Consider the following 21,943-nt stretch of genomic DNA (forward strand, 5'->3'; position numbering starts at 1 on the left):
CATCCGAGGCACCGCCCTCGCGGTCAGCTGCACCCGCTGGTCGAGCCGCAGCCCTCGCAGACGTAGCAGCTGCCCGCCGGGCGCATCTTGATCCCGCAGGAGAAGCACAGCGGGGCGTCCGCGCTGCGGCCCTGCCGGGCCTCCAGCAGCTCGGTGGAGGAGTGCACCGCGGCCGGCACCGGCTTCAGGTCCGGGGCCTTGGGCGCGGCCTCGGTCGGCGCGGACTGCGCCAGGGTGCGCATGTCCTCCGCGGCGGCCGGCTCGTCCGGCTCGTAGGAACCGGTCTCCAGGTGCCGGGTGCGCTCCGCCGCCGAGTGGATGCCCAGCGCCGAGCGGGTCTCGAACGGCAGGTGGTCGAGCGCCAGGCGGCGGAAGATGTAGTCGACGATCGACTGCGCCATCCGCACGTCCGGGTCGTCGGTCAGACCGGCCGGCTCGAACCGCATGTTGGTGAACTTGGAGACGTAGGTCTCCAGCGGCACGCCGTACTGGAGCCCCACCGAGACCGCGATCGAGAAGGCGTCCATCATGCCCGCGAGGGTCGAGCCCTGCTTGGACATCTTCAGGAAGACCTCGCCGAGGCCGTCGTCCGGGTAGGAGTTGGCGGTCATGTAGCCCTCGGCACCGCCCACCGAGAAGGAGGTGGTGATGCCGGGCCGGCCCTTGGGCAGGCGCTTGCGGACCGGGCGGTACTCGACGACCTTCTCCACCACGGTGGCCGCGGTCGCCTTGCCGTCGTCGGCCTTGCCCTTGTTCTCGCCCTTGCCGGCCGAGAGCGGCTGGCCGACCTTGCAGTTGTCGCGGTAGATCGCGAGCGCCTTGATGCCGAGCTTCCAGCCCTGGAAGTAGATCTCCTCGATCTCCTCCACGGTGGCGTCCTCGGACATGTTGACCGTCTTGGAGATCGCGCCGGAGATCCACGGCTGGATCGCCGCCATCATCCGCACGTGGCCCATCGGCGAGATGGTGCGCTCGCCCATCGCGCAGTCGAACACCTCGTAGTGCTCGGTCTTCAGGCCGGGAGCGTCCACCACGTGGCCGTGCTCGGCGATGTGCTCGACGATCGCCTCGACCTGCTCGGGCTGGTAGCCGAGCCGGGCGAGCGCCCGGGCGACCGTGCCGTTGACGATCTGCATCGAGCCGCCGCCGACCAGCTTCTTGAACTTCACCAGCGCGAGGTCGGGCTCGACGCCGGTGGTGTCGCAGTCCATCATCAGGCCGATGGTGCCGGTGGGGGCCAGCACCGAGGCCTGCGCGTTGCGGAAGCCGTGCTTGTCGCCGAGCTTGGCGACGTCCTTCCACGCCTTGGTGGCCAGCTCCCACACGGGGGTGTCCAGGTCGTCCATGCGCTTGCCGGTGTCGTTGGCGTCGGCGTGCTGACGCATCACCCGCTTGTGCGGCTCGGCGTTGCGGGCGTAGCCCTCGTAGGCGCCGACGATGGCGGCCAGCTCGGCGGAGCGCTTGTACGCGGTGCCGGTCATCAGCGAGGTGATCGCACCGGCCAGCGCCCGGCCGCCGTCGCTGTCGTACGCGTGGCCGGTGGCCATCAGCAGCGCGCCGAGGTTGGCGTAGCCGATGCCCAGCTGACGGAACGCGCGGGTGGTCTCGCCGATCTTCTCGGTGGGGAAGTCGGCGAAGCAGATCGAGATGTCCATCGCGGTGATGACCAGCTCGACGACCTTGGCGAAGTTGACCGCGTCGAAGGTGTCGTCCTCGCGCAGGAACTTCATCAGGTTCAGCGAGGCCAGGTTGCAGGACGAGTTGTCCAGGTGCATGTACTCCGAGCACGGGTTGGACGCGGTGATCCGACCCGACTCGGGGCACGTGTGCCACTTGTTGATCTCGTCGTCGTACTGGATCCCGGGGTCGGCGCACGCCCACGCGGCCTCGGCCATGCGACGGAAGAGCTTCTTGGCGTCGACCGTCTCCAGCACGTCGCCGGTGAGCCGGGCGCGCAGCCCGAACTCCTTGCCCTGCTCGACGGCGTTCATGAACTCGTCCGAGACCCGGACCGAGTTGTTCGCGTTCTGGTACTGCACCGAGGCGATGTCGGCGCCACCGAGGTCCATGTCGAAGCCCGCGTCGCGCAGCGCGCGGATCTTCTCCTCCTCCTTGACCTTGGTGTCGATGAAGTCCTCGATGTCGGGGTGGTCGACGTCGAGGACGACCATCTTGGCCGCGCGGCGGGTGGCGCCGCCCGACTTGATCGTTCCGGCGGAGGCGTCGGCGCCGCGCATGAAGGAGACCGGGCCCGAGGCGTTGCCGCCCGAGGTGAGCAGTTCCTTGCTGGAGCGGATCCGGGACAGGTTCAGGCCGGCGCCCGAACCGCCCTTGAAGATCAGGCCCTCTTCCTTGTACCAGTCCAGGATCGAGTCCATCGAGTCGTCGACCGACAGGATGAAGCACGCGCTGACCTGCTGCTTCTGCGCGGTGCCGACGTTGAACCAGACCGGCGAGTTGAAGCTGAAGATCTGGTGCAGGAGGGCGTACGCCAACTCGTGCTCGAAGATCTCCGCGTCGGCGGGCCCGGCGAAGTAGCCGTTCTCCTCGCCCGACTTGCGGTAGGTCTTCACGACCCGGTCGATCAGCTGCTTCAGGCTCCACTCGCGCTGCGGCGTGCCCACCGCACCGCGGAAGTACTTGCTCGTGACGATGTTGACCGCGTTCACCGACCAGGAGTCGGGGAACTCGACGCCGCGCTGTTCGAAGTTGATCGAGCCGTCGCGCCAGTTGGTCATGACGACGTCACGACGCTCCCAGACCACCTCGTCGTACGGGTGGACGCCGGGGGTCGTGTACACGCGCTCGATCCGCAGGCCCTTGCCGGGTCGTGACCGACCGGCACCGCGTGCTGAGCCGCTCGTCGTCTCTGTCATGCCGTCTCCTCTTTTGAACAACGCCGTGGGCAGGCCGGGGCATCCCGATGGGAGGACCCGGATGACCGGTCGGGTGGTCCGTCGTTCCTGTACTACCGACGTGTACTACCGAATGAAAATGTGAATGACCCGCGCGTGGGCGGCCCGCTCGTGGGCGACCCGTGCTCAGTCCGCGGCGGGGGCGTCCGCCGCGTTCGCGGGCACCTCGGGCCCGATCGGCTCCGCGCGACCGGCGCGCAGCAGCGCGACCTCGGCCTCGAAGTCCTCCAGGGACTCGAAGGCCCGGTATACGGACGCGAACCGCAGGTAGGCGACCTCGTCGAGCTCACGGAGCGGGCCCAATATGGTCAGGCCCACGTCGTGGGTGGTCAACTCGGCGCACCCGGTGGCCCGCACCGCCTCCTCGACCCGCTGGCCTAGCAGGGCCAGCGCGTCACCGGTGACCGGGCGGCCCTGGCACGCCTTGCGCACACCGGCGATGACCTTGTCCCGGCTGAACGGCTCGGTGACGCCGCTGCGCTTGATCACCGTGAGCGAGGCGGTCTCGATCGTGGTGAAGCGTCGTCCGCAGTCGGGGCACGAGCGACGGCGCCGGATGGCGGCCCCGTCGTCGGTGGTCCGGCTGTCCACGACGCGGCTGTCCGCTCGCCGACAGAAGGGGCAGTGCATGCCGTTCCCTCTCCCCCTCGTTCAGACGCAGGTCCTGCGTGGTGCTCGTGCGCGTCGCGCGCCAAGCGAAACGTGCCCTGGTGGTGCCGCGGGTTGCCGCGCCCTCGCCCCGAGGGCCCACGCCTGGGGGCCCGTCCGGTGCGGTCCGGGAATGCTCCGGGAACATAGTATATACGGCAACCACAACTTGTGGGCTTCTGCAACGCCCTCGACCACAAGATGTAGTGGCTACGGTAGACCGCGACCCGAGGCGCTGCAAGCCGACTCGCAGACGCTCGGAGAGCCCGTGGTGACCTCTCGTCATCCCCGCAGGTCACCGCCCGAGGAGTCGCCGAAATTAACCCGACCGGCCGCGTGTCGCGGCACACGAGCGACGCATGCGACATATCGGGCGTCGCCCCTGTAGGCAATTCCCGAACGGAATTCGAATGTATGTACGATTACTACAGCGGGAACCGAATGATCGCCACCGGATTGGCCTAAATTCACTCGAACGTGTGTTTGGCGCAACCTTTCGAACCCGACTACCGTTCTCCACGTGCGAGCAATCCGTCGAAAGGGCCAGCCGTGACCGGAGAAGCCACCGGAGCCATCCACCCCGGAATCCGCACCGAAACCCTCCCCGTGAAATCCCCGCACAGCGCCACCGTGCCGCCACCGGCGCCCGCCCCGGGCACCGAGAACGCGCAGGTCCAGGGCGGTGCGACGCGGCGTCCGGCGGGGGGGCTGACGCCGCGCCAGACGCGCGTCCTCGAAGTGATCCGCGCCTCTGTCGAGTCGCGCGGATATCCGCCGAGCATGCGCGAGATCGGCGAGGCGGTCGGACTGTCCAGCACGTCCTCCGTCGCGCACCAGTTGATGGCGCTCGAACGCAAGGGCTATTTGCGCCGTGATCCGCATCGTCCGCGCGCCTACGAGGTGCGTTCGCCCGACGGTGGGCGTCCGCTCGCGCCGGCCGGGCCGCACGCCGAGCGCGGGTCACAGGCCGCTTCCTACGTCCCGGTGGTCGGCCGGATCGCGGCCGGTGGCCCGATCCTGGCCGAGCAGTCCGTCGAGGACGTCTTCCCGCTGCCGCGCCAGTTGGTCGGCGACGGCGACGTGTTCCTGCTCAAGGTCAGCGGCGACTCGATGATCGAGGCCGCGATCATGGACGGCGACTACGTCGCGGTCCGCCGCCAGCCGGTCGCCGAGAACGGCGACATCGTCGCGGCCATGCTCGACGGCGAGGCCACCGTCAAGCGCCTGCGCCACCGGGACGGACACCGCTGGCTGATGCCCCACAACCCCGCCTACGAGCCCATCCCGGGCGACGAGGCAACCATCCTGGGCCGTGTGGTCGCCGTCATGCGCCGAGTCTGAGATGACCGCGGACCCCCACATACCCCCCACGGGCGGTCGTCCGGCGCTCCCACGCCGAGCGGCCGCCCGTTTCCCGTCCGAGGCAACCCCGCCGCCCCGGTGACCCCGGATCACCCGCACAACGCAGCACCCCTCGCCAATCGCAACGACACGGCCCACCCCGAACCGCCCCACCCCAGGCGCGTCAGCGCCCACGACCGGCGCCACCCCTGGAGATCGACGCGCGAAGCGCGGAGAGCGGCGGAGCCGCAGAGTTTGGGCTGGGTGACCCGGAGCGAAGCGGAGGGGCACACAGCCCCGAGCGAGGGGCCGCTTTTCTGCGGAGGAGCGAAGCGGGGGAGCAGAAAAGCGGCCCCTCGCGAGCCGGCGCGAAGCGCCCAAAAAGAAGCACCGCCGCCGACACGAGTCCGCCGCCCCGACCCCACCCCGCGCCCCTCGGACCCGGCGCGAAGCCACCGACAATCAGTCCTTGTCGATCGCGGCCAACGACCGCCGAACCTGATTCCGATCCTCCGTGTACCACAACGGCGGCATCGACGCCCTGAAAAACCCGCCGTACCGCGCGGTGGCCAACCGCGGATCCAGCACCGCCACCACACCCCGGTCGTTCATCGACCGAATCAACCGCCCGGCCCCCTGAGCCATCAACAGCGCCGCATGCGTGGCCGAGACCGCCATGAAGCCGTTTCCGCCGCTTTCCTGGACCGACTGCGCCCGTGCGCTCATCAGCGGGTCGTCGGGACGCGGGAACGGAATCCGGTCCATGATCACCAGCTGGCAGGACGGCCCGGGTACGTCCACCCCCTGCCACAGGGACAACGTGCCGAACAGGCACGTGCGCGGCTCGGCCGCGAAGCGCCGCAACAACTCGGCCAGCGAGTCGTCGCCCTGGCACAGGATCGGCACGTCGAGCCGCTCGCGCAGCGCCTCCGTGGCCGCCTCCGCGCCGCGCCGCGAGGAGAACAGGCCCAGCGCCCGGCCGCCCGCGGCCTCGATCAGTTCGGCCAACTCGTCCAGCGTGCCCGCGTTCATCCCGTCGCGGCCCGGCGGCGACAGGTGCCGCGCGACGTAGAGGATGCCCTGCTTGGGATAGTCGAACGGCGAACCCACGTCCATGCAGCGCCACGGCGCCAGGTCGGTGTCGCCGTCCGCGTCGTCCTTCCCCGCCGCCTCCTCGTCCTCCCCCGGCCGCACCGCGACGTCGGTGGGCACCGGCTCGGGCGCGTCGGTCAACATCGCCTCGGGGCTCAGCCCCAGGCTGCCCGCCACGCCGCGGAAGTTGCCGCCGAGCATGAGCGTGGCCGAGGTGAGCACCACGGTGCGGTCGCCGAACAGCGCCTCGCGCAGCAGTCCGGCCACCGCGATCGGGGCCACCCGCAGCGACGCGCCGGTGCGCTCGTTGTGCTCCATCCAGATCACGTCGTGCGGCGACTCCCGCAGGATGCGCTCGCAGGTGTCGTGGATGTGCTCGACGCCGGCCAGCGCCTGGCGGCGGGCCGCGTCCTCGTTGCTCAGCGACTTGTCCCGGACCTCGCCGAGCGAGGTGATCACGCCCCGGCTCGCGTCGCGCAGCGCGGTCACCGTCCAGCCCAGGTCCGGGTCCACCTCGCGCAACCGGCCCGGCTCGCGCCCGTCCAGGGTCTTGCGGAACGCCTCCGAGGCGGCGTTCAGGTTGTCCACCGCGCCCTCGTTGGCCAGCTTGCCGGCGCGCCGCGCGGCCCGGTCGACCGCGCTCAGGCTCAACTCGGCGGTGGCCACGCCCGTGGCCCGGCTCGCGAACTCGTGCGCCTCGTCGACGATCAGCAGCTCGTGCTCGGGCAGCACCGGCGCGTCCTCCAACGCGTCGATGGCCAGGAGCGCGTGGTTGGTCACCACGATGTCGGCCTGCTTGGCCCGCTCGCGGGCAGCCTCGGCGAAGCAGTCGTCGCCGTACGGACAGCGTGAGGCGCCCAGGCACTCGCGCGAGGACACCGACACCTGGGCCCAGGCCCGGTCGTTGACCCCCGGACTCAGGTCGTCGCGGTCGCCGGTGTCGGTCTCGTCGGCCCAGTCGCGCACCCGGACCACGTCCTGGCCGAGTTTGCTCGTGGGCGACGGGTCGAACAGCACCTCGCCCTCGTCGGGCGGCCCGTCGTGCAGCCGGTGCAGGCACAGGTAGTTGCCGCGCCCCTTGAGCGTGGCGAAGGTCGGCGAGCGGCGCAGCTGCGGGCGCAGCGCCTCGACCGTGCGCGGCAGGTCGCGCTCGACGAGTTGGCGCTGGAGCGCGAGGGTCGCGGTGGCCACCACGACCTTGCGGTGCGCGGCCAGCGCGGGCACCAGGTAGGCCAGCGATTTGCCGGTGCCGGTGCCGGCCTGGACCAGCAGGTGTTCGGCGCGGGCGACCGCGCCGGCGACGGCCTCGGCCATCGATACTTGTCCGGGTCGCTCCGATCCGCCGACGGCGGCGACGGCGGCGTGCAGGAGTTCGGTCAGCGCGGGACGGTCGGAGTCGCTCATCGGGCGACAAGCCTAGATGCTCCGAGCGACATCCCCGACCGCGCGGCCCGCTTCGTCCGACTCCTCCCCGAAGGTTTTCCGGCTCAGCCGAGCTTGGCCAGCACCGCGTCGGCCATGGCCTCCTGGCCGAGCGCGTTGGGGTGCACGGGGCCGGCGGGCGACTCCGGCTTGACGCCCTCGACCCACTTGGTGCCGACCGGCTTGCACACGTCGTGACCGGCCGAGCCGGTGTAGGTGTCGACGTATTCCGCGCCCTGCTTGGCCGCCTCCTTGGCGATCATGTCGTTGAGCGCGGGCACCAGCTTGCGCAGGTACGGCAGGTCGCCGTCGGCCACCGGCACCTGGGCGGGGCAGCCGGGGCCGCTCTCCGGCAGGATCATCGGGTAGCCGACGACCAGGATCCGGGCCTTGGGCGAGCGCTCCTTGATGCCGGTGATGGCGGCGGCCAGCTTGGGCCCGGTGTCGCCGATCCGCTTGGTCAACTCGTCGTTGCCGCCCGGGGCGTACTTGTCGGTGCACGGCTGGGTCGAGGTGGTGCTGCGGCTTTGCAGCACGCACATCGTGACGATCTCGGAGAAGCCGATGTCGTTGCCGCCGACGCCCAGGGTGACCAGCGCGGTGTCCGGGCGCAGCGCGTCGAACTGCGGCGGCGGGGCGCCCTGGGTCTGCTGGCCGACCGTCAGGTCCGGGGTCCTGGCTCCCCCGCAGGTGACGTCGACGAGGCCGGTGATGTTCTTCCGCTTGGCCACCAGGTGCGCGTAGTTGCTCTCCGAGCGGCTGCAGCCGGGCGGCGCGGTGGGCACGATCACGGGTATCTTCACGCCGGCCGCGTACGAGTCGCCGAGCGCGACGTAGGTGGCGCCACTGGCGGCCGCGGGCAGTGCGCCGGCCGGTGCGGGGGCGGCCTGTGTACCTCCGGGGGCGCCGCTCTTCGCGGCGGCGGACGCCTTGGAATCGCCGGAGTCGTCCGAACAGGCGGACAGCGCGCCGAGCGCCGTCAGTGCGGCCAGGCCCGCGATCGCCCTGCGAGTTGTGCGCACCAGCGCTCCCCTCTCGTCGTCACCCGCCCATTACCCGTCGGTAGGTAGCGGCGTTCCGGCGAGACTACGGTCTTCCGCGCCCGGATGCCGGCCTCCCGGCCGCCGGGTCGCCGCCGACTCAGTCCAGCTTGATCGTCTCGCGGCGCGCGCCCGCCGCCGCGCGCGCTCGCGAGGGCAGGTCCTCCAGCATGGTCAGGCACTCGCGGGCGGCGTCGATCTCGATGTCCTGGAAGGTGGCCGCGACCACGTCCACCCGCTCCCCGTCGGCCTCGATCACCACTCGCCCGTCCGGTCCGTACACCCCGCTGCGTCCGCAGGCCGGGCCCAGGCCCGTGTCGCCGATGTGGTTGGCCACCACCGTGTAGCAGGTGTTCTCCAGGGCGCGGGCGGCGAAGTAGAGATCGCGTCGGTGTTCGCCGTCGCCGCGCGTGTACACCCCCGGGCACAGGTACGCGTCGCAACCGTCGTGCACGGCCGCGCGCGCGTGTTCGGGAAAGCTCACGTCGTAGGCACTGCCCAGGCCCAGCCGCCAGCCGGAGATCTCGATCGTGCAGCCGTGGTCGCCGGGGCGGAACAGTTCGCGTTCCTCGCGCCACAGGTGTTGGCGGTCGTAGGCCACGTGCGCGTCGCCGTCGCGGCCGACCACCAGCAGCGAGATGGTCCGCCCGCCCGCGCGGCGCACCGCGGCGCCGACCACGGCGACGGTGCGGGTGGCGTAGCAGGCGGCCTGCAACTCGCCGAGCCGGGTGTCGCCGGGCACGATGTCGCACGGTTTCACGTCGGGTCGGAACAGGTCGAGGTCGTAGCCGGACAGGAACAGCTCCGGCAACACCACGACATCGGCGCCGGCCGAGGACCCGAAGCGCACGAGTTGCGCGGCCGTGGCGACATTCGCGGGGATGTCGCCCGGCCGCGCCTGGGCCTGTGCGGCGGCGACCCTCAGAGGTTGCCTCGCGTTTTCGGCGACGTCGGTCACCCGCCGCATTCTGGCATCGTGATGGGGATCACACCATCGGCAAACCGGACAGGTTGTTCGCGAGCCCGGGTCCGATCGGGGTGCGGCTCACATGCACAGCGCGTTGGGGACGGTCCCGTGCGCGCCCACGTGCGGGCGGGTGGGGCGGTCCCGGTAGCCGTCCAGGAGCAGCCGATTGCGGTTCAGGCACAGCCGGTCGATCCGGGGCGTGAGCAGGTCGAACAGCTCGAAGCGGTCCCGGAGTTCGGGGAACGCCGCCTGGTGGTCCAGCACCTCCTCGCGGACCAGCGCCCAGAACCCCTCTTGCGGGATGCCCAGGTGGGCGACCGCGAGATCGGCGAGGTAGCGGTGGTGGCCGACCAAGAGCGCGGCGTGGATGAACTGGCACAGGTAGTCGGGCTTCTCGCGGAGCAGGACCGCGTCCACGTCGGCGGGCAGCGCGGCCAGTTCCGGCAGCGGCCGGTCGCTGATGTTGACGTCGTCGACGAAGTCCTTGATGGCCAGCCGGACCGGGACGTCGTGCTCGTCGAAGACCACGATCGTGTTCTCCCCGTGCGGCGAGAACACCAGGCCGTAGCGGTACAGGCAGTGCAGCAGCGGCGGCAGCAGCGCGTGGAAGAGCCGGCGCAGCCACACCCGGGGAGCCAGGCCGGAGCGTTCGATCAGTTCGGCGACGAACGGCCGCCCGGCCGGGTCCACGTGCAGCAGCGAGGCGAGGGTGCGGGCGCGCTCGCCCTCGTCGAGGTACGGGGCCAGCGGTTCGCGCCAGATCGCGCCGAGCAGTTCGCGGTACTGGTAGGGCACGCCGGGCAGTTCCTCGAGCACCGGATGGCGCACCGTGATCGACGCGGTCTCGCCGAGCATGATCACCCGGCATTCGTCGCGCAGGAACGGGTCCGCGTCGCGCAAGCCGTGCACCCACGCGGTGACCGCGGGCGCGGCGAGGGTGCGCTCGCTGGGCAGGCCGCGCCACACCAGCGTGTTGAGCACCGACAGCGGCAGTTTGACGGTGCGGCGGGCGGGGTGGTCCACGTTGAGGAAGGTACGGACCGACTGCTGGGCCAGGTGTCGGTCCTCGGCCTCGCCCAGCGGCACGATCCGCCCGGCGGCCAACTCCGGCGCGAACAGCGTCGCGATCGTCTCGTCCCACTGCCACGGGTGCACCGGGAGCCACCGGAATTCCTCCGGCGCCGACACCCGGGCGGCCAGCGCGTGGTGGAAGCGCTCGCCGGTCGCCGGGTCCAGTTCCTCGGCGTACAGCCGCTGCTCGGCCAGCCCCGGCACCGACCGCCACACCGCCAGGTCCTGGTGCACCGCGATCCACGGCAGCCGCATCGGGCGGCGCGCCTCGGGCGCGTAGGCGCGCGCGTCGCTCGCGGAGAAGCCGACGCGGCCCTTGTTCGGCACGATCCACGGGTGACCGGTCTGGTGGCCCTCCAGTTCGGCGTAGCCCAGGTCGGCCAGCACGGCCGCGGTCGGCGCGCTCGCCGCGGTCACCGCATCGGCGGTCAGCGTCGCGGTCAACTCGCGCACCAGGTGCCCGGCCGTGTCGCCGGCGAGGCCGATCACGGTGTGCGCGTCGAGCAGGAACTGGAGCATGTCCTCGGCCGGATCGGCGCCGCCCTCCCACTCGCGCACCACCGAGGCCGGGTCCACGTGCCACGCGTCGTAGGCGCCGCGCCGGGCCCGGAAGCGGTAGCGCACGTCGCCGGACACTTCGACGGCGTAGGCGTCGCCGTCGGCGACGGGCGTGAGCAGGTCCTCGTAGGCGAACTCGGCGATCGCCTTGGCGATCATGTCCCGGTTGACCCGCCGCCACAGCTGCGGATCCGTGGGGGGCACGCCGTGGCGCGCGGCGGGTACCCGGGAGGCGGGCTCAGGCGCTGCGTGTCGGGCGCCCTGGTACGGCAGTTCGGCCTCGATGGGCTCCGCTGCCGGGTTCGACTGCGACATTGCGTACCTCTGGGGGGTCGGTCGCGCTCCGTCGGTGCGGTCGGCGCGCGGGCTCGGTATCGCCCGCGGCCAGGCCGAACGTGGTGAACGCGGTGCGGATCGGCAGTCGGTAGACCGCGCTGCCGCACACGGAGTTGAGGATGGTCGCGGCCCGGTGTGCGCCCAGGCCCAGATCGGGTGTGCCCACGCCGTGCGTGTGCAGCTCGGCGTTTTGCGTGTACAGGCCGCCGGTGACGTGCGCGGGCAGGGCGACCCGGTGGTCCAGGTCGATCAGCGGACGCCCGGCGGCGTCCCGGCTGATCAGGTCCCACAGCGGGTCGAGCATCGCGGGGTGCCGCTGCGCGTAGCCGGTGGCCAGCACGACCCGATCGGTACGGACGGTGAACGCGCGGTCCTGCTCGCCGTGGCGGCAGCCCAGTTCCACCCCGTCGCCGGTGATCCGCGCGGCGGTGACCGTCACGTCGGGCATCAGCGTGGCGCGCACCCGGCCGCCGGCGATGCCGCGCTCGTACAACTCGTCGTGGATCGCGGCGATGGTCTCCGCGCTGATCGCCTTGTACAACTGCCACTGCTCGGGCAGCAGTCGGTCGCGCACCGGCTCGGGCAGGCCGTGGAAGTAGCGCGTGTAGTCGGGCGTGAAGTGCTCCAGACCGAGTTTGGAGTATTCCATCGGGGCGAACGCGGGCGATCGGGTCAGCCAGGTCAGCCGCCCGCCGGGGCCGGTGCGGCGGCGCAGCAGGTCCAGGAACACCTCCGCACCGGACTGGCCCGAGCCGAGCACCGTGACGTCCTCGGCGTCGGTGAGGTCGGCGCGGTGGTCGAGGTAGTCGGCCGCGTGCAGCACGCTGTCCCCGAGCAAATGCGCGAACGGCTCGGGCACCACCGGTTCGGTGCCGATGCCGAGCACCACGTGCCGCGCGTGCACCCGGTGGTGCTCGCCGTCGGCCACGTCGCGAAAGTCGATCCGGTACAGGTCGCCCTCCCAGGCGACGGAGAGCACCTCGCTGCCGAAGCGGCAGGCGGGCAGTGCCTCGGCGACCCAGCGGCAGTAGTGGTCGTATTCGCGCCGGGGCACGTGCAGGCGTTCGGCGAAGTAGAACGGGAAGAGCCGGTCGTGCGCGCGCAGATAGGCCAGGAACGACCACGGGCTGGTCGGGTCGACCAGGGTGACCAGGTCGGCCAGGAAGGGCACCTGGAGGGTGGTGCCGTCCAGGAGCAGCCCCGGATGCCAGCTGAACGTGGGCGCGCGGTCCAAGAACAGCGTGCGCAGCGGCTCGACCCGGTCGGCGAGCGCCGCCAGCGCCAGGTTGAACGGCCCGATGCCGATGCCCACCAGGTCGTGCACCACCGCGCCGGGGTCGGCCGCCCGGCGCGGCGCGGGCAGGAGATCGGTCACGGGCGGGCACCCGACTCCCGCACGGTGCGCGGGCGCACCATCAGCGCGGCGGTCTTGTCCGGCAGGAGCACATCGCCCTGGCGCCGGAAGCCGGCCCGTTCGAAGGCGCGCACCGACGCCTCGTTGCGCACGTCCGGCTCGGCCACCACCCGCATCGTGTCGGGCGCGGCGCGCAGCACCAGTTCGGTGACCGCGCGCAGCAGCAGCGAGCCGATCCCGCGCCCGCGCGCACCGGCGGGTCCGATCAGCAGGTGGATGCCCACGTCGTGCGGGCGCGCGGGGTAGTGCCGGGCCAGGTCGTCAAGGTCGGCCCGGTACAGCTCCCAGTAGCTGACCGGCTCGTCGTCGAGGCAGCCCAGGTAGGCGTTGCTGTGGCCGCGCACGGCCTGGGTCGCCAGGTGTCGGCGCACCAGCTCCTCGTCCCCGGCCAGCTCCCACCAGCGGGCGGTCACCGGGTCGTTCATCCACGCGTGCAGGAGTGGCAGATCGCGCTTGGGGTTCACCTCGTGCAGCGAGAACCGCCCGACCGGCAGGGTGAGCGCGCCCCAGCGGGCGGCCTCGGTGAGCGGGCCGGTCGGCCCCGTGCGCGGCCGGCGGGTGTTCAGGCGCAGCGTCTCGGCCTCGGCGAGCGGGGTCTCGGGGGACGAGAGGAATGACGGGCTCATACGGGGACGGAACCTCCTGGGGCCGGGCTCACGCGGGGGCGTCGGCGAGCGGATTGCGGATGTGCACGTAGATCGACTGGGTGGCGACCGGCCCGACGAGTTCGTCGAGGCCGTGCAGCCGGGTCAGCAGATTGGCCTTGCAGCGCGGGCGCGGATCGGTCAGCAGCGAGCGCGCGGCGCCGCTGTCCCGGGCGTGGCGGGCCAGCAGGGCGCGCAGGCGGGCCAGCAGGACCCGCTCGTCGACGAGCCCCTGTGCGCCGAACGCGCCGATCAGGCCGAGCAGGTTGTTGACCCCCAGGTAGTAGGCCAGGCGTTCGTCGGCGATCTCGTCCGGCACGATCGTGTCGCTGGCCACCCCGGCCGCGGGCGACCGGCGGGCCAGGTCGCCGGCGCGCGAGGCGCGGAAGTAGTAGCCCTGGTTGTCCCGGTAGCGCCCGCCCGAGGGCAGCCCGTCGGCGTCGAGCAGGACCAGGGTGTTCTGCTGGTGCGCCTCCAGCGCGATGCCGGCGTGCCGGTCGAGCCACAACACCGGCTCGGCCACCACCGCCAGGTAGCGCTCGAACCACTCCTCGGCCACCGACGCCGGCGCGCGCCCGGTGCGCTCGGCGAGGGTGTGTACGTGTCCGGCCAGCCGCGAGGGGCCGATCCCGGGGCGTTCGGCGACCAGCGCGGCCAGGCACGAGACGCGGTCGCCGGCGCCGAACGGGTTGGCCCGCAGCACCAGTTCCAGGCCGGCCGCGGGCCGGTCCGGGCGCGGGAACGGCTCCGGCGGGGCCACCGAGATCCAGGCCGGGTCCCGGACGATGTCGAACGTGGGGTGCACGGCCCACAGTTCGTGTTCCAGGCCGGAGCGCAGGATGCGGTGCACCTCGATGCCGCGCAGCAGTTCCTTGGGCAGGTTCTCCCGCCGGGAGTTGGTGATCCGCAGGCCGAGCGAGAGTTTGAGCATGACCTCGGCGTCGGGCCGGTACACCGTGCGCACCGAGGAGGTGGGGTGCCAGGGGGCTCCGGCGGGGCCCAGGTCGCGCAATCGGCCGGCATCGAGCAGGGCGCGCAGATGCGGGCGCCGCGGCAGGTCGCGGGCCTGCCACGGGTGGGCGGGCACGAGCACGGTGCCCTCGGGGGCGCGCAACTCCCCGGCGAGGTCGGCCAGCACGTCGGCGGCCTCCCGGTCCAGCGCGCTGTCCTGGCCGACCAGGTCGGCGTCGGCGGCGAACCAGTGCAGCGGGAAGGATCCGCGCAACTCCGGGGACCACGCGGCGTCCTCGTCGGGGTCGAGCCGGTCCCGGCTCTTGGGTGTGGGGTGCATCGGGTGGCCGAGCACCAGGGACTGCTCGGCGGCCAGGAACGGGGTGGTCCCGGGCGGGTCTTCGGGATGCGCGCGCCGGTGGGCGATGTAGCGCTCGGCGTGGGTGACCGAGTCGGCCACCCGGATCGCGGTGTCGCCGCAGGCCCCGCCCGCCGCGCCGGCCCCGCTCGCGCTCGCCTCGTCGCCGAGCACCAGGGCCAGTGTGACCGCGTTGAGCGGCCCCTCGTCGTCCAGGTGCGCGGCGCCGAAGCGGTGCCAGCCCGCCGGCGACCAGTAGCGCACCTCGACCGTCAGGGTCCGGCCGACCCCGCGCAGTTCGACGGTGAGCACGTCCGACTCCGGTCTCGGCAGCGCGTGTTCGCGCACCCAGCAGCGGAGCAGGCATTCGACCGTCGCCGCGTCGGCGGCGTGCCGGGTGTCCGGCGCGTCGAGGTGGTCCGTTTCGGAATCCGTCCGCACGGCGGACGGGTCGGGACCCGCGATGGTCATCGCTGCTCCGTGTGGTGTCGATCGACCCGGTGGTCGATGCCCGGAAATCGGAAATCGGAGATCGGTAGTCGTGTGGGAGGCGGCATTCGGGATATGGAGATTTCGACCCGTGTCGATTGTTTGGCGAGGATGGTCGCGAATACGCGAGGCGCGCGGTAACGAAGATTGTTGACGGAGCGTCAGCCCGAGGTCGTGCTTTCCGCGCGCCCCGCCTCGACCACCGCGGCGAGCAGCGCGGTGAGGTCGGCGCCGGTGGTGTCGGGGTTGAGCAGGGTGAGTTTGAGGCGGACCGCGCCGGGCCCGTCGCCCAGTTCGGTACGGCCGACCACCGCGCGCCCCTCGTACAGCAGCCGGCGCCGCAGCGCCGCGTTGACCCGGTCCGCCTCGGTCCGCTCGGCCGGGTCGTCGGGGGCGTGGCCTCGGGGGAGGTAGCGAAAGACCACGGTGGTGAGCACGGGATCGGCGGCCAGTTCCAGGTGCGGGTCGGCCCGGATCGCCTCGGCCGCGTGTCGGGCCAGGTCGTGGCAGCGGTCCACCAACTCGCCCAGTCCGGCCCGGCCGAGGGCGCGCAGGGTGACCGCGATCTTGAACACGTCGGCGCGGCGCGTGGTGCGCGGCGAGTTGCCCAACAGGCTGACGTAGCCGGCCCGTTGGTCGTCGTCGGGGTTGAGGTAGGCGGCGCGCTGGGCGAGCGGCCCGAGCAAGGCCGCGTCGCGGACCAGGAACACCCCGGCCGCGATCGGCTGCCAGCCGAGTTTGTGCAGGTCCAGACTCACCGAGTGGGCGCCTTCGAGGCCGGTGAGCAGCGGCGTGAGCCGGTCCGAGAACAGCGCGCCGCCGCCGTAGGCCGCGTCCACGTGCAACCACGCGCCCGCCGCGCGCGCCACCGCGGCGATCGCCGGCAGCGGGTCGATCGCGCCCAGGTCGGTGGTGCCGGCCGTGGCCACGATCGCCGCGATCCGGTCGTTGCCCGCCCGCACCCGTCCGACCGCGGCCGCCAGTGCGTGCGGATCCATCCGGTGGTCGGCGTCGGTGGGCACCGTGACCACCGCGTCCTCGCCCAGGCCCAGGTGGCCGGCGCAGCGGCGGATGGAGAAGTGCGCGTCGCGCGAGCACAGGATCCGCCGCCGGCCCACTCCCGGGCCCAGCGCGTCGCGGGCCAGGAGCAGTCCCGTCAGGTTCGACTCGGTGCCGCCGCCGGTGATCGTGCCGCCCGCGCCGCCGGGCGGGAAGCCGACCAGACCGGCGAGCGCGGCCACCACCTCGGCCTCCAGGGCCACCGCCGCCGGTGCCTGGTCCCACGAGTCGAGCGAGGGATTCAGTGCGGAGGCGATCAGGTCGGCGGCCACCGCGACGGCCAGCGGCGGGCAGTGCAGGTGGCCGGCGCAACGCGGATCGGCCGGGTCGGCGGACCCCCACGCGAGCAGCGCGGACAACTCGCGCAACGCGGCGACGTCACCCACCCCGATGTCCGGCAGCGTCCCGGGGCCCGGGCCCGCCGACGCCGCACCTCGCGCGGCCGGCACCGGCCCCACCGCACCGGAGCCGAGCACCCGGGCCACCTCGACCGCCACCGCGGCCGGCCCACCCGACGGCAACGGCCCGCCCCGCGCACCGACCCCGGCGTCCATCGCGCCGAGCGCGACGTCGACCAGCTCCCGCAACGCGTCGGCCCCGGCCACACCCCCCGAGAGCGACACCCCGACGGGGTGCCCCACCCCCCGCCCGGCCCTCACACCGACTCCGATCCGACAGCCACGAACCCGACCCCCGAGAACCCGCCGCTCCCACCCTCGGCACCCTCGAACCCACCACCCGGGAACCCGCTCACCTCGGACCCGGCGACCGCCCACCCGAGCCCCGAAAACCCGGCACTCCCACCTCCGGCGTCCTCGGACCCAGCCGTCTCGAACTCGACGACCACACGCTCGACACCCGGGAGTCCGCCGCTCCCACCTCCGGCGTCCTCGGACCCAGCCGTCTCGGACTCGACGACCACACGCTCGACACCCGGGAGTCCGCCGCTCCCACCTCCGGTGTCCTCGGACCCGACGCCCCCGGACCCGCTCGCCTCACACTCGGCACCCCCGCACCCGCCACCCGAGAATCCGGCGCTCCCAGCCCCGGCGCCCTCGGACCCACTCCCTGGAGGCCCGGCGGTCGGACCGCCGTTTCCCGCCCCGGCCGCCCCGTTTACAGATGGGGGCATCGAGGTTCCGGCACTCGCGAACCCGGTGGCCCCCGGCCCGGAGTCCGCCGCCCCGGCACTCGCAGAGCCGGCACGGGCGAACCGGGCCGTCCCGGTTCCGGTGCCGGCGGATTCGGCGGCCGGGCCGCGATATCCCGCCCGGGCCGCCTCGATGGCCTCGGCCAGGCGCTCCAGGACCGCGTCGGCCTGGACCTCGGTCATCGTCAGCGGCGGCAGCAACCGCACCACACTGTCGTGTCGCCCGCCCAGCTCCACGATCAGCCCCCGGGCCAGCGCCTCGCGCCGCACCGCGAGCGCAAGCCCGGGTGCCGCCGGCCGGGCCCCGATCGCATCCGGCGCCGCGTCGGGCTCGACGATCTCCACGCCGAGCATCAGGCCCCGCCCGCGCACCTCGCCGATCGCGGGCCGGCCGGGCATCAGGCCCCGGAGCGCGCCCGCGAGTCGGGCGCCGACGCGGGCCGCGTGCTCGTGCAGACGGTGCTCGCGCACGAACGCGATGGTGGCGGTGCCGGCCGCCATCGCCAGCTGGTTGCCGCGGAAGGTGCCCGCGTGCGCGCCGGGCCACCAGCGGTCGAGTTCGGCCCGGTAGACCACCACGGCCAGCGGCAGGCTGCCGCCGATCGCCTTGGACACCACCATCACGTCGGGCACCACGCCGGCGTGGTCCACTCCCCACATCGCGCCGGTGCGCCCCAGGCCGGTCTGTACCTCGTCGGCGATCAGCGGGATCCCCCGCTCGGCGGTGAGCCGGCGCAGCTCGCGCAACCACTCGTCGGGCGCCGGCAGCACCCCGCCCTCGCCCTGGACCGGTTCCACGATCATCCCGGCGGGTGTCGGCACGCCGCCGCCCGGATCGGCGAGCAGCGTGCCCGCGTAGTGCCCGGCGATCCGCGCGCCCTCGGCCCCGCCCACACCGAACGGGCAGCGGTAGTCCTGCGGGAACGGCAGCCGCACCGTGTCGCCCGTGCCCGCCCCGGTCGCGTCCCGGATCGCGGTGTCGCCGCTGACCGCCAGCGCCCCCGCGGTCATTCCGTGGTAGGCCCCGGTGAACGCGACCACCCCGCGCCGCCCGGTCGCGGTCCGCACCAGTTTGAGCGCCGCCTCCACCGCGTCGGTGCCGGCCGGCCCGCAGAACTGAATCCGCCCGTCGCGCGCCAACTCCGGCGGCAGCGTGGCGAACAACTCCTCGACGAACCGGTCCTTGACCGGGGTGGCCAGGTCGAGCACGTGCAGCGGCGCGCCGGTGTCGAGCACACCCCGGATCGCGGCGAGCACCACAGGGTGGTTGTGGCCCAGGGCCAGCGTGCCGGCGCCGGAGAGGCAGTCGAGGTAGCGCCGGCCGTCCGCGCCCTCGACGGTCATGCCGCGAGCCCGGACCGGGACGATCGGCAAGGAGCGCGCGTAGGTGCGGGCCGAGGACTCGCGGGCGGCCTGTCGCCGCAGGATGCCCGACGCGTCGGCACTCGCGGCCCCCGAGCGCTGCCGGCCGATCGCGGCACCGCCCCGCCCTCCGCCGTCGGGGCTCGCGGCGTCGACGGGCGGCCCGAGCGGGGTGGGATCCGGGGCACCGGAGCGGTCGTCCGGCCTGGTCAGGGCGGCGGTCATGACTGCGGCACCTCCACGAGGGCGATCGAAAGTTAGGTAAGGCTTACCTTTGCATGACAGCGGACCGCCACGCCATCACCACAAAGAGTGACATTCACCGAATCGACGACCCCCCGTGCTGACAACGACCGAACGGCCGCCCGATCACGGGCGGCGGCCCCTCCGATACTGTCGACCGGCACACACGGGGGGCGCACACGGGGAGGTGGGCGCTTGACGCGCGGCGTTCGCACGCTGTTCGTCACGCTGACGGTGGCGGTGTCGCTGCTGGTGACGGGCACCGTCATGGCACTGACACTGGGCGGCGTCGGCACCGACGGCGGCCACGGCCGGGGGCCGGCGGCACTCGCCGATCCCGGCGATCCCGCGCACTGGACCCCGGAGCGGATGAGTCGGGCCAAACCGCGCGAGCCGCGCGGCAGCGAGGACGGCCCGGCCGTACCCCCGCCCTCGCCCGACCCCGGACGCACCGGGGCACCGGCCGGCCCGGAACCGCTGCCCGACGTGCTCGCCGAGGCCAAACCGCCGCCGGTACAGGCCCGCGCGGTCGCCCGCCCGTACACCGGCGAAGCCGGCACGGTCGCCGTCGGCAAACTCTTCTTCGAGGCCCCCGACGGCCCCTCCGTCTGCTCGGGCACCGTGATCGCCGACCCCAAGCGGCCCGGCCGCAGCAACCTGGTGTGGACCGCCGGCCACTGCGTACACGCCGGGCGCGGCGGCACCTGGTTCGCCAACCTGCAATTCGTGCCCGCGTTCAACAGCAGCGGCCAGGCCACCCTCGCCAACCTCGGCAACCCCGGCCCGGTCGCCCCCTTCGGCCAGTGGTGGGCGACCTCCGTGGCCACCTCCGACCAGTGGCGCGACGGCGGCACCAACGCCACCTCCTCCGCCACCTCGTACGACTACGCGGTGGTCGAGGTGCGCAACCCCGACCGCAGCGGGCGCAGCCTCGAGGAGGTGGTCGGCCGCGCCCTGCCGGTGTGGTTCGACGCCCCGCGCGAGCTGGCCGAAACCGGCGCCTACGGCTACCCGCAGGACGCCCCCTTCGACGGCCTGACCATGTTCGGCTGCGCCCAGGCCCCGCGCCGGATGACCGTCGACCCGAACACCCCGCCCCTGCTGCGCATCGGCTGCACCATGACCGCGGGCGCCAGCGGCGGCGGCTGGTACGCCACCGCCCCCGACGGCACGCTGTGCCTGATCGGGAACAGCGCGCTCAGCGGCGCCGGCCACACCTGGATCGCCGGCCCCTACCTGGACCAGGAGGCCCGCCGCATGCTCGACAACCTCAAGCGCAAGCGCTGACCCGGCCGGACACGACGAGGGCCCGGGTCGCCTCCGCGACCCGGGCCCTCACCATCCGACGATCAGCCCTTGACCACCACGAACCGCTCCAACTCGGCCGCGAGTTGCCGGCCCACCCGGGCGTGCAGCCAGGTGCCCGACTCGCGGTGCTCGGTGCCGAGCAGTTCGCCGCTCGCGTGCACCTTCGCCACCAGGTCGCCGCGCTCGTACGGCACGACCACCTCGACCTCGACGTCGGGACGCGGCAGTTCCTCGTCGATCAGCGCAAGCAGTTCGTCCATGCCCTGCCCGGTACGGGCGGACACCACGATCGCGTGCTTCTCCCGACGGAGCAGCCGCGCCAACACCTCCGGATCGGCCGCGTCGGCCTTGTTCACCACCACGATCTCCCGCACGCGGTGTGCGTCGACCTCGGTGAACACCTCGCGCACGGCCGCCAGTTGGGCCTCCGGCGTGGGGTCGGAGCCGTCCACCACGTGCAGGATCAGATCGGCGTCGGCGACCTCCTCCAGGGTGGACCGGAACGCCTCGACCAGCTGGTGCGGCAGGTGCCGCACGAAACCGACCGTGTCCGCCAGCGTGTAGCCGCGTCCGCTGGGCGTCTCCGCCCGGCGCACCGTCGGATCCAGCGTGGCGAACAGCGCGTTCTCCACCAGCACGCCCGCGCCGGTCAACCGGTTCAGGATCGAGGACTTGCCGGCGTTGGTGTAACCCGCGATGGCCACCGAGGGAACCGCGTTGCGGCGGCGCTCCTGGCGCTTGGTGTCGCGGGCCTTCTTCATGTCCGCGATCTCGCGGCGCATCTTGGCCATCTTCTCCCGGATGCGCCGACGATCGGTCTCGATCTTCGTCTCACCGGGACCACGCGTGGCCATGCCGCCACCGCCGCCGCCACCCATCTGGCGCGACAGCGAGGCGCCCCAGCCGCGCAGGCGCGGCAGCATGTACTGCATCTGCGCCAGCGAGACCTGCGCCTTGCCCTCTCGGGACTTGGCGTGCTGGGCGAAGATGTCCAGGATCAGTGCCGTGCGGTCCACGACCTTGACCTTGACGACGTCTTCCAGCTGGATCAGCTGACCGGGCGTCAGTTCACCGTCGCAGACCACGGTGTCCGCGCCGGTGGCGATCACCACGTCACGCAGTTCGCGGGCCTTGCCGGAGCCGATGTAGGTCGCCGGGTCGGGCTTGTCGCGGCGCTGGATCAGCCCGTCCAGCACCTCCGAGCCCGCGGTCTCCGCGAGCGCGGCGAGTTCCTTGAGCGAGTATTCGGCGTCGGCGGCGGTTCCGTCGGTCCAGACCCCGACGAGGACCACCCGTTCCAGGCGAAGCTGACGGTATTCGACCTCGGTGACATCGGTCAGCTCGGTCGACAGACCGACCACCCGGCGCAGCGCGCTGCGCTCGTCACGGTCGAATTGGTCGCCGTCGTAGTCGACCGGACGACCCCCGACGTCATCGCCCGGTCCGAATCCGTCGAAGGCCGCTCCGTCGTCGAAGCCGTCGGCGTCGTCGAAATGGGGAGTCGAGTCCGTGTCGTCGTGTCCGGCGCGGTGTGAGCGAGAAGTCATATCGTCCTGTTCAACGTAGTCGGCGGGC

Annotated in this window: 13 protein-coding genes and 1 pseudogene; 2 read left to right on the forward strand and 12 right to left on the reverse strand. The window is 72.7% G+C overall.

The window, feature by feature from the left end; translation table 11 throughout:
• Positions 1–23: 23 nt before the first annotated feature.
• Complete coding sequence (locus tag B4N89_RS07040; protein WP_078974996.1) at positions 24–2,876, reverse strand: vitamin B12-dependent ribonucleotide reductase; 2,853 nt, start codon at positions 2,874–2,876, stop codon at positions 24–26.
• A gap of 165 nt (positions 2,877–3,041) precedes the next feature.
• Positions 3,042–3,545 (reverse strand): transcriptional regulator NrdR, encoded by a 504-nt coding sequence (gene nrdR / locus B4N89_RS07045; RefSeq protein ID WP_101897011.1) that lies wholly within the window; start codon positions 3,543–3,545, stop codon positions 3,042–3,044.
• A 648-nt stretch (positions 3,546–4,193) separates the two neighbouring features.
• Between nrdR and lexA the strand changes: the two genes are divergently transcribed.
• Positions 4,194–4,904: a transcriptional repressor LexA gene (gene lexA, locus B4N89_RS07050; protein WP_414646406.1), complete on the forward strand. Its 711-nt coding sequence runs from the start codon at positions 4,194–4,196 to the stop codon at positions 4,902–4,904.
• Between the two features lie 462 nt (positions 4,905–5,366).
• Here lexA and B4N89_RS07055 read toward each other — a convergent pair whose 3' ends face one another.
• The 9 genes and pseudogenes from B4N89_RS07055 to B4N89_RS07095 form a co-directional block, all read right to left on the reverse strand.
• Positions 5,367–7,400 carry an ATP-dependent DNA helicase gene (locus B4N89_RS07055; protein ID WP_078974997.1) on the reverse strand — a complete coding sequence of 678 codons (2,034 nt, stop codon included), beginning with the start codon at positions 7,398–7,400 and terminating at the stop codon, positions 5,367–5,369.
• Positions 7,401–7,483: 83 nt separating this feature from the next.
• Positions 7,484–8,440, reverse strand: coding sequence for an SGNH/GDSL hydrolase family protein (locus B4N89_RS07060; protein WP_078974998.1), 957 nt, complete (start codon positions 8,438–8,440; stop codon positions 7,484–7,486).
• A 118-nt stretch (positions 8,441–8,558) separates the two neighbouring features.
• The gene (locus tag B4N89_RS07065; protein ID WP_161500654.1) at positions 8,559–9,416 is read right to left on the reverse strand and encodes a carbon-nitrogen hydrolase family protein; all 858 of its coding nucleotides are present in this window, start codon (positions 9,414–9,416) and stop codon (positions 8,559–8,561) included.
• An 87-nt stretch (positions 9,417–9,503) separates the two neighbouring features.
• A complete protein-coding gene (locus tag B4N89_RS07070; protein WP_078975000.1) occupies positions 9,504–11,369 on the reverse strand; it encodes an IucA/IucC family protein in 1,866 nt (621 codons plus the stop codon).
• Positions 11,293–12,765, reverse strand: a complete 1,473-nt coding sequence (locus B4N89_RS07075) for a lysine N(6)-hydroxylase/L-ornithine N(5)-oxygenase family protein (RefSeq protein WP_078975001.1) — start codon at positions 12,763–12,765, stop codon at positions 11,293–11,295. The genes B4N89_RS07070 and B4N89_RS07075 overlap by 77 nt, the downstream gene beginning before the upstream one ends.
• Positions 12,762–13,430, reverse strand: coding sequence for a GNAT family N-acetyltransferase (locus B4N89_RS07080; RefSeq protein WP_078975002.1), 669 nt, complete (start codon positions 13,428–13,430; stop codon positions 12,762–12,764). The genes B4N89_RS07075 and B4N89_RS07080 overlap by 4 nt, the downstream gene beginning before the upstream one ends.
• Before the next feature lie 28 nt (positions 13,431–13,458).
• Positions 13,459–15,228: an IucA/IucC family protein gene (locus B4N89_RS07085; RefSeq protein WP_078975003.1), complete on the reverse strand. Its 1,770-nt coding sequence runs from the start codon at positions 15,226–15,228 to the stop codon at positions 13,459–13,461.
• A gap of 179 nt (positions 15,229–15,407) precedes the next feature.
• Positions 15,408–16,928 carry a pyridoxal phosphate-dependent decarboxylase family protein gene (locus B4N89_RS07090; RefSeq protein WP_235618502.1) on the reverse strand — a complete coding sequence of 507 codons (1,521 nt, stop codon included), beginning with the start codon at positions 16,926–16,928 and terminating at the stop codon, positions 15,408–15,410.
• Between the two features lie 635 nt (positions 16,929–17,563).
• Positions 17,564–19,042, reverse strand: a pseudogene (locus tag B4N89_RS07095) (diaminobutyrate--2-oxoglutarate transaminase); the annotation flags it as partial.
• A 213-nt stretch (positions 19,043–19,255) separates the two neighbouring features.
• Here B4N89_RS07095 and B4N89_RS49650 point away from each other — a divergent pair.
• Positions 19,256–20,347: a trypsin-like serine peptidase gene (locus B4N89_RS49650; protein WP_078975005.1), complete on the forward strand. Its 1,092-nt coding sequence runs from the start codon at positions 19,256–19,258 to the stop codon at positions 20,345–20,347.
• 62 nt (positions 20,348–20,409) lie between these two features.
• Here B4N89_RS49650 and hflX read toward each other — a convergent pair whose 3' ends face one another.
• Complete coding sequence (gene hflX, locus B4N89_RS07105; RefSeq protein ID WP_235618503.1) at positions 20,410–21,915, reverse strand: GTPase HflX; 1,506 nt, start codon at positions 21,913–21,915, stop codon at positions 20,410–20,412.
• Positions 21,916–21,943 lie beyond the last annotated feature (28 nt).

The organism is Embleya scabrispora (assembly GCF_002024165.1).
Classification (GTDB): domain Bacteria; phylum Actinomycetota; class Actinomycetes; order Streptomycetales; family Streptomycetaceae; genus Embleya; species Embleya scabrispora_A.